Annotated in this window: 10 protein-coding genes; 3 read left to right on the top strand and 7 right to left on the bottom strand. The window is 41.0% G+C overall.

Annotated features, from left to right (window positions below; translation table 11 throughout):
- Nucleotides 1–222 precede the first annotated feature (222 nt).
- Both ACTRWE_RS11055 and ACTRWE_RS11050 read right to left on the bottom strand, forming a co-directional pair.
- Complete coding sequence (locus tag ACTRWE_RS11055) at nt 223–1,470, bottom strand: DEAD/DEAH box helicase (protein WP_069440166.1); 1,248 nt, start codon at nt 1,468–1,470, stop codon at nt 223–225.
- A gap of 91 nt (nt 1,471–1,561) precedes the next feature.
- A complete protein-coding gene (locus ACTRWE_RS11050; protein ID WP_016900441.1) occupies nt 1,562–2,266 on the bottom strand; it encodes a DUF3581 domain-containing protein in 705 nt (234 codons plus the stop codon).
- A gap of 156 nt (nt 2,267–2,422) precedes the next feature.
- Between ACTRWE_RS11050 and ACTRWE_RS11045 the strand changes: the two genes are divergently transcribed.
- Nucleotides 2,423–2,818, top strand: coding sequence for a hypothetical protein (locus ACTRWE_RS11045; RefSeq protein WP_462880000.1), 396 nt, complete (start codon nt 2,423–2,425; stop codon nt 2,816–2,818).
- Between the two features lie 87 nt (nt 2,819–2,905).
- On the top strand, nt 2,906–3,757 hold the full coding sequence (locus ACTRWE_RS11040; RefSeq protein WP_462879999.1) for a lysostaphin resistance A-like protein: 852 nt from the start codon (nt 2,906–2,908) through the stop codon (nt 3,755–3,757).
- 57 nt (nt 3,758–3,814) lie between these two features.
- Here ACTRWE_RS11040 and gltX read toward each other — a convergent pair whose 3' ends face one another.
- From gltX to proB, 3 genes are all read right to left on the bottom strand, one after another.
- The gene (gene gltX / locus ACTRWE_RS11035) at nt 3,815–5,299 is read right to left on the bottom strand and encodes a glutamate--tRNA ligase (protein WP_462879998.1); all 1,485 of its coding nucleotides are present in this window, start codon (nt 5,297–5,299) and stop codon (nt 3,815–3,817) included.
- Nucleotides 5,300–5,349: 50 nt separating this feature from the next.
- Entirely contained in the window at nt 5,350–5,709 is a 360-nt protein-coding gene (locus ACTRWE_RS11030; protein ID WP_008111110.1) for a glutaredoxin family protein, read from the bottom strand.
- Nucleotides 5,710–5,815: 106 nt separating this feature from the next.
- Complete coding sequence (gene proB / locus ACTRWE_RS11025; RefSeq protein ID WP_462879997.1) at nt 5,816–6,919, bottom strand: glutamate 5-kinase; 1,104 nt, start codon at nt 6,917–6,919, stop codon at nt 5,816–5,818.
- Nucleotides 6,920–7,050: 131 nt separating this feature from the next.
- Here proB and ACTRWE_RS11020 point away from each other — a divergent pair, with 131 nt between their 5' ends.
- A complete protein-coding gene (locus ACTRWE_RS11020) occupies nt 7,051–8,010 on the top strand; it encodes a DMT family transporter (protein WP_350605943.1) in 960 nt (319 codons plus the stop codon).
- Here the strand turns inward: ACTRWE_RS11020 and ACTRWE_RS11015 are convergent.
- Both ACTRWE_RS11015 and ACTRWE_RS11010 read right to left on the bottom strand, forming a co-directional pair.
- The gene (locus ACTRWE_RS11015; protein WP_350605946.1) at nt 7,905–8,510 is read right to left on the bottom strand and encodes a class GN sortase; all 606 of its coding nucleotides are present in this window, start codon (nt 8,508–8,510) and stop codon (nt 7,905–7,907) included. The two genes, ACTRWE_RS11020 and ACTRWE_RS11015, sit on opposite strands and share 106 nt — an antisense overlap.
- The gene (locus ACTRWE_RS11010) at nt 8,507–10,507 is read right to left on the bottom strand and encodes a marine proteobacterial sortase target protein (protein ID WP_462879996.1); all 2,001 of its coding nucleotides are present in this window, start codon (nt 10,505–10,507) and stop codon (nt 8,507–8,509) included. The genes ACTRWE_RS11015 and ACTRWE_RS11010 overlap by 4 nt, the downstream gene beginning before the upstream one ends.
- Between the last annotated feature and the right edge of the window lie 25 nt (nt 10,508–10,532).

Genomic DNA, 10,532 nt, shown 5'->3' with positions numbered 1-10,532 from the left:
GTCGCGCATATTTCTGCCGACGCTACGCTCATTTTTCTACATTATATAGTTTTAACAAATTACCTAAGGCATTACTATCACTAAGTTTTCTAAATTTTTTAGGTAAAGTTAAATGAACTAATATGCGCGCAGCGCTCTAACCAATCAATTAACGACGATATTCAGCCAATCTCAATGACCGATGTTCACTCTTAGCTGCCTATTAAATGAAGCCCTAAGCTTTTATTTACGTCTTCTATTCGGCGCTCTTTGTCCTGTAATACGTTTTTTATCGCGATCTTTACGCGCTTTGTTAGTGTTTTTGCGGTTATCTTTAGGTGGCTTATTTAAGTCGGGCTCGTAGCCTTCAAGCCATTGTGGTGTTAAGCGGGTATCAAGCAGTACTTCAATTTCTTCAAGCAGCCATTGCTCATCTAAGCTCACTAATGACATTGCAAGGCCTTGCTCGCCAGCTCGTCCTGTACGGCCAATACGGTGAACATAATCTTCAGCTATGTATGGCAATTCAAAATTAATTACGTATTTAAGTGCCGGTATGTCTAAACCGCGCGCCGCTACATCGGTGGCTACTAAAACACGCGTACTGCCCTCTTTAAAGTTTTGTAATGCGCGATCGCGAGCACCTTGCGATTTATCACCATGAATAGATTCGGTTTTTAAACCATCTTTACACATTTCTTTAGCAAGCTTATCGGCCATTTGTTTTGTGCGGGTGAATATAAGCACTTGGCGCCAGTTTTTCATGCCAATCATGTGCGAGACCAGTTCGCGCTTTCTGTCTTCATCTACTGCGTAAATAACTTGTTCAACCTCTACAGCAGCAGAGTTGCGCTTATCAACTTCAATAAGTTCAGGGTCTTTGAGCAATTTTTTACTTAGCTCAAATACACTGTCATCAAAGGTGGCGGAAAACAGTAAGGTTTGACGATCGCCTGGGATGTGACGCAGTATTCGTCTAATTTCGTCAATAAAACCCATATCCAGCATACGGTCTGCTTCATCAAATACCAAAGAGTCCACGCTTGAAAGCACCACACTGCCCTTCACTATGTGATCAAGTAAGCGCCCTGGCGTTGCCACTATTACTTGCGCTGTTTTAAGTGCTTTGATTTGTGGGCCAATGCTTGCGCCACCATAGGCAAGTGCACCTTTTATATCTGTACCTTGTGCGTATTTTTCAAAGCTTGCAAATACTTGCTGAGCAAGCTCCCTAGTGGGCGTTAAAATAACCACACGGGCAATGCCTGGTTCGTCTTTTTTAGCGGAATTTAAAAGCTTATGTAATAGCGGCAAAACAAAAGCGGCAGTTTTACCAGTACCAGTTTGAGCGCTGCCCATCACGTCTTTGCCCGCTAAAATTGGCGGTATAGTTTTGTGCTGAATGGCGGTAGGCGTAGTGTAATTATTTTGCTCTATTGCCGTTAATAGTAACGGGTCTAGGGCTAGTGATGAGAACGATGTGGCAGACATAAGCTTGGCTTTAAAATAACAAAGAACGCTATTATACCTGAGCTTTAGTAATAAAAAAGGCGCTAAATAGCGCCTAAGTAAAATGAAATATTTAAGCTGGTTTTAATGTGGCTTTACGCTCATTATAAAATGCAATTAAATCATCTACGGTGCTTTGACAGTATTCACGAATACCCGATACCACCATGTGCTTTTCACCAAAACCCACCTTTTCGCCGTTTTCGAGTAAATTAAAGCGCAAGGTTATTTTGCCGCGTTTACCAGCGTATTCAAAGCTAGGCTCTGCAAACTCTAGGGTCGGTGATTTAATATCAATGTTATTAAGATTAATGATCATTGATTCATAAATAATCATAGGGCGCGCAGGATTTATCATTACCTCTTGCTTGCCCATTAAAGGAATAATTACATGCGGGAACGCAGCACCTGAGAACTCAACATAATTTTTTATTAAACTATTTGTAAGTGTTGGGCATTTGCTGGTTTTACCGTCGCGCTTAACCTTTAAAATTACTTTTTCGCCATGGTTTACATCAAACTCTTCTCCAGGTTGTTCTGGAAAATTTAGCTTGGTATTTTCATCAACCATACCGGCAAAGGTAAACTCCATTCGCTCACTAATGCCATAGCGGTCTAACACTAGAGAAAAAAGTAAGTCTCCTGGTGCGCAAAACTTTTTAGCGTCTTTATCATGAAGCGGGTTGTAGTCGTCGGCTACACATTTAGCAAAGCGACAACCTTGCTCACGAGAAATTGAAACATAATCAGCATGCTGCTGATAGTAAGGACTTAACATAGTGTGTTCACTGCTTAAACTGCTTATAACCTAGCTATACTACCAGAAAAAAAATCTTGAGAGGTCGAATCTGTTTAATAAAGGCGAAAAATGATAATTTGCAACTCGCTAATTAACTAAGTAAATTAGGCAAATACGAGTTTAAGGGATTAACTAATGAAGTATTTTTCTTTATTAATATGCGCGGTTTCATTTTTAACTGGCTGTAATAACGTTACTTACACAACCAATATCGACGACGAGGTTTTATCAGAACACGTTTCAAGCCACATTAATAAACGTGGCCTAGAGCAGTTTTACAGTGTTCAGGACGCTCTCGATAGAGGTGCAAGCCCTCTTGGTGGAATAAAAGGCGAAAGCTGCGATGTATCAGATGATACGCGAACATCCTCAATTAGCTATAACCGTTTGAAATCACAAGCTATAGAATCCCTTAAAAACGATGTACTTTATTTAGGTGGCAATGCATTTACACTAGAGCAGTGCCAATCAGTATCCCGCTACAATTGTGATTTAGCCGTTATTTGTAGCGGACAAGCCTATAATTATTAATAGCTCAAAATTATCTAATTGAGACTATAACGCTATGTAATTCGTTTTCTCTCATTTCCCCTATCAAACAACAAGCTGTATTTGCCAATGACTTTTTACTTTTTAGCTGCCGCTATTTTATGTGTTTTCCCACAGTGTAAACTCACTGTATTTTGCCAACCATTATGGCAATACTTATTGCTGCTAAGTGTTATTACTGCCTATTATCAAGAGTATATAAATTTAAACGCGGTTGCTGTTATAGCTGTTTATGTGGGGTTGTTTCACTTTACGCTATTGGCAACCTCAGCGTTAAAACGTAATGTTCTAACGTCTTTATTTATAACAGCCTCACTCGGGTTAGCCTTACATTGGTTTGCGGGTTTTAATAACCTGCCAATTGTTGTTAATGAACAAGTCACCAGTAACGCAATTGCATTTACCCTGTATGCTAATTTTGATAAAGCATTAGCGGGTTTAATGCTGAGCGCTTATTTTTTTGCAAAAAATAAAACGGCAAAGCCAGTGACTATCGGCTACCCCGTTTTAATTATAACTATCACTATTTTAGCGGCGCTTATAACTGCTTTAACATTGAACCTTGTTGAATTTGCGCCAAAAGTACCTGAATTTTGGTTGTTATTTATAGCTATCAACCTACTTTTTACCTGCGTTGCAGAAGAGGCATTATTTAGGGGAGTGATACAAACTAAGCTTTCAAAACTAATAACCCCTAGCAGGTTTGCACTGCTCGCACCGGCTATCAGTACTTGTGTATTCTCACTGGCACACTTTTCAGCGGGTACTCATTATATGCTTGTGGCGGCCGTTGCAGGTTTTGGATATGGCTATATTTACTATAAAACAAGCCGGTTAGAATGGGCCATTTTATGTCATTGGCTCGTTAACGTGTTTCATTTTTTCTTATTTACTTACCCTATGCTGGCAACTCCATCTTAGAATTACAGGCACAAAAAAGCCGCTTAAATTAAGCGGCTTTTAAATCTGTATACACGATTACGCACTTGGGTAATCGCGGTATGCGCGTTCTATCTTTTTAGCCTGCTTTTTAGAAATACCTAAATGGGCAAGCGCGACACGTAAACGTGCACGCGATAGGTCAGACCCTAAAATCTCCATTGCATCTAATACCGAAGTTGATGATGTTTTGCCGGTAATAGCCACAAATATAGGCTCTAAGAAATCTTTAATTTTAAGCTCGTGGAAGGTGGCTACTTCTTTTGCAATTGCAAAAATAGCTGGTTTTTCAAAGCTACGTAAGCCTTCTAACTGCCATACAAAAAACTGCAGCGCTTGGCGAATAACATCTTCGTCAGCTTTACCGGCTGTTAATAGCGCTGGGTCGTAGGTCGGGATGCCGCCTACAAAGTGCCCTGCTAAATCAACCATGTCAGAGAGTGTATTTATACGCGTTTTAGCTTCAGGTAAGACTTTAGCCAGCATGTCGCCATTAAATTTCCAGTCAACAAAACGCTGCATTAGCTCTGCATCAGTTAAGTTTTCGCGGATCCACATACCGTTTAACCAGCTTAACTTGTCTACGTCGAATACTGGGCCACCAAGCGATACACGCTTCATGTCAAAATGTTCAATCATTTCATTAAGGGTGAACTTTTCACGCTCATCAGGCATTGACCAACCCATACGGCCTAAGTAGTTTAGTACCGCTTCTGGTAAGTAACCCATTTCTTTGTAGTAATTAATAGACGTTGGGTTTTTACGCTTAGACAGTTTTGATTTATCTGGATTACGCAGTAATGGTAAGTGACCTAGTACGGGTGCTTCCCAACCAAAATCTTCATACAGTTTTAATAGCTTAGGCGCTGAGTTTATCCACTCTTCACCACGGAAAATGTGGCTAATTTGCATATGGTGATCATCCACCACGTTAGCTAAAAAGTACGTTGGAAAACCATCCGCTTTTAATAGCACTTGCATGTCTACGTTTTCCCACGGGATCTCAATTTCGTCGCGTAGGTAATCGTTAAACTTAAAGGTACCTTCGCTTGGGATTTTCATACGTATAACGTACGGTTTACCAGCAGCTAGGTTTGCTTTAATTTCCTCTTCTGTATGGTTTAAGCCACGACCATCGTATTTAGGACGCAGACCTTCGGCCATTTGCTCTTCACGCATTTGGTCCAGTTCTTCGCTGGTTGCGAAACAGTAGAATGCTTTGCCGTCTTCAACTAACTGATGAGCGTATTTTTTATATAAATCACTGCGCTCAGATTGACGGTATGGACCAAACTCACCACCTACATCAGGACCATGATCCCACTCAAGGCCTAACCAGCGTAAGCTATCCATGATGGCTTGTTCAGATTCTGGTGTGCTGCGAACTTGGTCAGTATCTTCAATACGAAGTACAAATTCACCGCCTTGCTGTTTAGCAAAACAGTAGTTAAATAAGGCAATGTAAGCGGTGCCAAGATGCGGGTCACCAGTTGGCGACGGAGCAACACGGGTACGAATTGTCATGGTAATGTCTCTTTTAATAAGTGAGATGGTATGAAATACCAATAAATATTTTAAGCGGCTACTTTGTTTAAGTAAGCAATAATATCGTTTGATTCATAAAGCCATTTTACTTGGCCATCTTGCTCAATACGTAAACAAGGTACTTTAACTTTTCCGCCTTGCTCTAATAGCTCTTGGCGGTATTGCTCATCATTTTTTGCATCGCGTGTTTCAATTTTTAAGCCTTCACGCTTAATTGAACGGCGCACTTTTACACAAAAAGGGCATGCTTTGAATTGATAGAGCTTAAATTGTGCGGTTTGCTGATCAAGCTTAGTTTGCTCTTGCGGATCACGTTTTTTGCTACGCGGCGTAAAAACAAAATTAAAAAATAAGATGATACAACCTAAAACCCAGCGAACTAATTTCATCTTCAATACTCTTTACAACAAATTTAAGGTGCAAGATTTTAACACAAAAAAGCGCAACACTATAAGCGGATTATACGTTGCGCTATATCGTTAAAAAAGTGCTTAATTACAACACCACCATATCATCTCTGTGTAGCACTTCCACGCCGCTATCGTAATCAAGTAAATGGCTGATTTGATTAGAGTGTGCGCCTTTTATTTTATCGATTTCAAGATGGCTAAAGCGCGTTAACCCGCGTGCAATAATTTGCTGGTTTACATCAATTAAGTTAATTAAATCTCCACGTTCAAATTCACCTATTGCACGCGTAATGCCTTTAGCAAGTAAACTGGCGCCCTTAGATTGCAATGCATGCACCGCACCGGCATCAATTAAAATTTGGCCGCTACTTTTAGGCCCTGCTAATAACCATTTTTTTCGGCCATCTTTAGGGGCGGTAAGTTTTAAAAAACGGGTGCCAGGCAGTTGCTCGCTCATGCATTTTAAAATCACATTTTCATCCGCGCCTTTGGCAATAATCACCTCAACCCCAGCTCTTCTGGCAATATCTGCTGCCTGCAGTTTGGTTGCCATACCCCCTGTGCCTAGGTTTGTACCACTGCCACCCGCAAGTTGGCGTAACTCATCATTAATATGGGTAACTTCGTCAATCAAGGTGGCGTTAATGTCGGTGCGCGGATCGCTGGTAAATAACCCTTGTTGGTCGGTCAGTAGCAGTAACTTATCGGCATTGGCTAAAATTGCCACCAATGCCGACAAGTTATCGTTATCACCTACTTTTATTTCACTAGTAGCAACTGCGTCGTTTTCATTAATGATCGGCACAACATCGTAATTTAATAAGGCATTGAGGGTATCGCGGGCATTTAAATAACGCTCTCTGTCGTCAACATCCGCGCGCGTTAGTAGCATTTGCCCCACGTTAACACCATATAACGCAAATAAACTTTGCCAAATATGAATGAGTTGCCCTTGCCCAATAGCGGCCAACATTTGTTTGTCTATTAATGTGCGCCCACAGGGTTTTAATAACTGTTCGCGACCTGCGGCAACCGCACCACTAGAAACTAAAATAACCTGGTGACCTTGCTTTTTTAGCTCACAGCATTGGCGAACAAGTTCCACCATATGTGCTTTGTCTAACTTATCGGTACCGCCAGTGAGTACGCTTGTACCTAGCTTTACAACTACGACCTGTTCCCTTTGCATGTTTTTTACTTAGTGCAATAAATGATGAATTTATTTATACCAGTTCGGTATTTTTGAACAAGTAAAAAATATTCAATCACACCGTCGCCGTGCTAGGATCGCACTATATTCAACCGATTAAATTACACCTTATGCCTGCCAGTTTATGTTTAATTATTGCCACCTTTTTGTGGGGTAGCTCCTTTATTGCACTTAAATACGCGATTGCGATTTATGATCCGGCCTTGGTGATATTTTTGCGTATGCTCACCACTTTACTGATTTCGTTATGTTTGTGGCGTTACGTAATTCGTTTTGAATATTTAAAAGGCGATTGGAAGTATTTATTAGGTATGTCGCTGGCAGAGCCTTGCTTGTACTTTTTATTTGAAGGCCACGCAATGGAGTACACCTCAGCCTCTCAGGCGGGGGTTATTGTGTCTTGCTTACCTATTATTGTGGCGTTATTAGCCTTTTTTATGCTCAAAGAATACATTAGTAAAGCTATTGTGGTGGGTTTTACACTGTGCATTGGCGGCAGTATTTTACTGACCCTACTTTCACCCAGTTCAAGCCAAGCACCAAACCCGTTATTAGGGAATTTTTTAGAATTAATGGCCATGGTGTGCGCTGCATTTTATACCGTGTGTATAAAGCATTTAGCTAACCGCTACTCCCCACTCACATTGATTGCTCTGCAAGGCGTGAGTGGTAGTTTGTTTTTTGCTCCGTTTTTACTATTTATTGACCTACCCAGTGAAAACCAACACGATTTAACCGCACTAATGAGCATATTGTACTTAGGCTCTTGTGTTACTTTGGGTGGGTACGGCATGTACAACTATGCGATTAGTAAAGTGTCGGTATTAACCGCCGCGGCTTACTCTAATTTAATCCCTATTTTCACTTTAATTTTGTCAGCCATTATCCTCAACGAAGTACTGACTCTTGGCCAGTGGATCAGCATATTTGTGGTGTTTATAGGCGTAATGATTAGTCAACGCCATCAAGAACTAGTGGTCGATATTCCTAACTCAACTTCGGGTGAGAATATTTCTGCCGACACTAACCATCTTAAATCGGTACCCGAGGCCAGTGAATCAAAAGGGTAACAGGTTAATAAATACAACCCTGATTGCTGCAAAAAATCGGTGTTGTACTGATTAATTACCTCAACGTGTGTTACTGAATAATGCTGCACTTGGCCATTTTTAAGTTGTAGAGAAAATTGCTCCCCCACTTTAGCGTTTTTTAAAAACGCAAAGTGGGTATCGTTGTGGCCAGCAATAAGTGCTCCTTGCGAGTTACCAACATCAGCCCCACCTAACTCCCCAGCTGGTAAAAAGTGGCTCGGCGCAAACGCTAAGTTTCTACCACTTGCACCATTAAGCACGGTTAGTCGTTTATTATGCTTTGGCCATATTATTTGTGCCACTGGGTAACTATCAGCATAAAACCACGGCTTAATTTTTTTATTGGGTGATTTAAGGGCTGTTTGCCATGCTTGCTCTATTAACACTTGTGCAAGCCATGCCTTTGCCTGCATATATGCACCATGACCAAATAAGGTCAGTCCTAAGGCTAGTAAACCTATGCTCAACCACTTTTTCATTTACAGCGCCTTACTAACAACAGGCCACCTAGTAGCATTAAAGCTCCAAACACAATATGCATTTTGCTTTGCCCATCAGTTTGCGGCAAGCGCATACTCATTCCTTGCGGCATTGAATTAGCCACTTGTGTAGTTTGTTTAGCAACTTCTTTAATGGTGCTCTCTTCTATGGCAATAAACGCAGTAAATGGGCTAAGTAACTGATGCTCAAGCGCAAGTTGCTGCACTTGCTGTTTTACTTCACTTTGTTGGTTGTATAGCAATAATGACTTTATTTTTTGACGTGCCCAGAGCTTATCAATTCCTGTGGCTTTTGAGCTTGCTTGCGAATTAAGCTTAACCTTAAACTCCCCATGTGTTGTTTGCCCAGTAAAAGTAATTGTATTGGTATTATCTAATTTAATAGCCACCATAATAGGCTCAGCAAAATACAGATCCGGTAATGGGGAGGGCCAAAAATCTAAGCTATCTCCATTTGTATTTGTTAACGCTAAATTAGTCATCGCCGGGTGAGCGAGTTTATCAAACAACTGCTGCATTTTTGGCTGCACATCAAAGGTGCTACCAATAAAGGTATAAGACCCCTTACCTATATCAGCAGCGCGGCGCATAAAAAAGCGATTAGGTGCGCTACCAATACCGACGGTAAATAAGCGGCTGTCACCTAAAGTGCGCGCAATACTTTTAAATAACTGATCTTCGTTACTCACGCTACCATCGGTTAAAAACACCACTTGGCGTACAAAACCCTCAAACTGCGCACCATTAAGTACGGCATCAAGCGCACCTTGTATTTCAGTACCACCGTCGGCTTGTAAGTTATAAATAAAACGCCTTGCACGGCGTAAATTAAAGTCACTAGCAACCAAAGGGGTATCACTCATGGCAGTAACCTGATTATTAAAGCCAATAATATTAAAGCTATCATCACTATCAAGTAACGAGAGTGCGTAAAACAATGCTTTTTTAGCTTGCTCCATAGACTGCCCATGCATAGAGCCCGAGGTATCAACCACAAACACCATTTCACGCGGCAAACGCTCAGACTGGATAAACTGATCGCTTGGCGGCATCAACATCGCTAACGCAAACTGCTCACCATTTTTTGCTTGCTGAGTAAAAAGTGCGGCTTGAGCTTGCGCTTTTTGTAGTGGCTTAAACTCCAGTACAAAGTCTTTATTTATTGCTTGCTGTGGTTTTAGCACAATGCTGTATTGCCCAAACGCAGAGTTTCCAATATTTACCTGATGGTACTTAGCGTTTATATCAACCAATTCTAAGCCTATATCCATGTTAATTGTTAAGCTTAAATCGCTGGCATTAGCCGCCTCATTGGTTTGCTTTGTATAAATAGGGCTTAACCATCCTTGTGGAGTAAACGAAGATGTATGATCACTTTTTACCGCATGTTTATCTTGCTCTTCGTTCAGTTTCCCTGTTGTTGCATGATAGCGTGGCGTAATTGTGGTTGGAAAATGGATCGCAAAGGTTCCGTGTTGGTAATCAATAATCTCTTGATACTCAAGCGTTATAACTATTTCTTCTCCTGGCCCTACATTTGCCACATTTGTAATAAACATATTTGCACGCTGCTGTCGCAGCAATGAAGCTTGTTTGCCTGCTTTTTTGGCAGCTTGGTACTGTTTTTCAGCTTGGCGTTTTTTTGCTATTTTACCTTTAATAACTCGCTCGCCAATGCGCATGGTCATTGCTTGCACGGCGCTTTCATCGGGTAAAGGAAATACATAACGTGCATTTACTGCAAAAGGATTTTCATTTATGTAGTGCTGCGTTACTACAACATGATTAATTAGTCCTGTTAGGGTCATTTTCGCATCGCTTTTTAAAATAACCCCAGGGTTTACCGCCACTCCTTGGCTATCAAACAAGGATAGTTTTGGCGACTGCGCATGGTTTTTAAAGCTGGCCAAAAGCACAATGATAATAAAAATAAAAAGGCTTACCTTGGTAAGCACTTTGGTGGGTTTACTCAACATAAATCACTCCATCGAACGCCTTGCG

It is taken from the genome of Pseudoalteromonas sp. G5_S1_54_S4, assembly GCF_054968565.1.
The sequence above is the reverse complement of the archived record's forward strand: the minus strand, read 5'-3'. Positions and strand labels throughout refer to the sequence as shown.

Excerpts from the sequence above, each read along its gene's own strand:
- ACTRWE_RS11055 (WP_069440166.1), bottom strand. The coding sequence starts at position 1,470 with ATGTCTGCCACATCGTTCTCATCACTAGCCCTAGACCCGTTACTATTA.
- ACTRWE_RS11050 (WP_016900441.1), bottom strand. The coding sequence starts at position 2,266 with ATGTTAAGTCCTTACTATCAGCAGCATGCTGATTATGTTTCAATTTCT.
- ACTRWE_RS11045 (WP_462880000.1), top strand. The coding sequence starts at position 2,423 with ATGAAGTATTTTTCTTTATTAATATGCGCGGTTTCATTTTTAACTGGC.
- ACTRWE_RS11040 (WP_462879999.1), top strand. The coding sequence starts at position 2,906 with ATGACTTTTTACTTTTTAGCTGCCGCTATTTTATGTGTTTTCCCACAG.
- gltX (WP_462879998.1), bottom strand. The coding sequence starts at position 5,299 with ATGACAATTCGTACCCGTGTTGCTCCGTCGCCAACTGGTGACCCGCAT.
- ACTRWE_RS11030 (WP_008111110.1), bottom strand. The coding sequence starts at position 5,709 with ATGAAATTAGTTCGCTGGGTTTTAGGTTGTATCATCTTATTTTTTAAT.
- proB (WP_462879997.1), bottom strand. The coding sequence starts at position 6,919 with ATGCAAAGGGAACAGGTCGTAGTTGTAAAGCTAGGTACAAGCGTACTC.
- ACTRWE_RS11020 (WP_350605943.1), top strand. The coding sequence starts at position 7,051 with ATGCCTGCCAGTTTATGTTTAATTATTGCCACCTTTTTGTGGGGTAGC.
- ACTRWE_RS11015 (WP_350605946.1), bottom strand. The coding sequence starts at position 8,510 with ATGAAAAAGTGGTTGAGCATAGGTTTACTAGCCTTAGGACTGACCTTA.
- ACTRWE_RS11010 (WP_462879996.1), bottom strand. The coding sequence starts at position 10,507 with ATGTTGAGTAAACCCACCAAAGTGCTTACCAAGGTAAGCCTTTTTATT.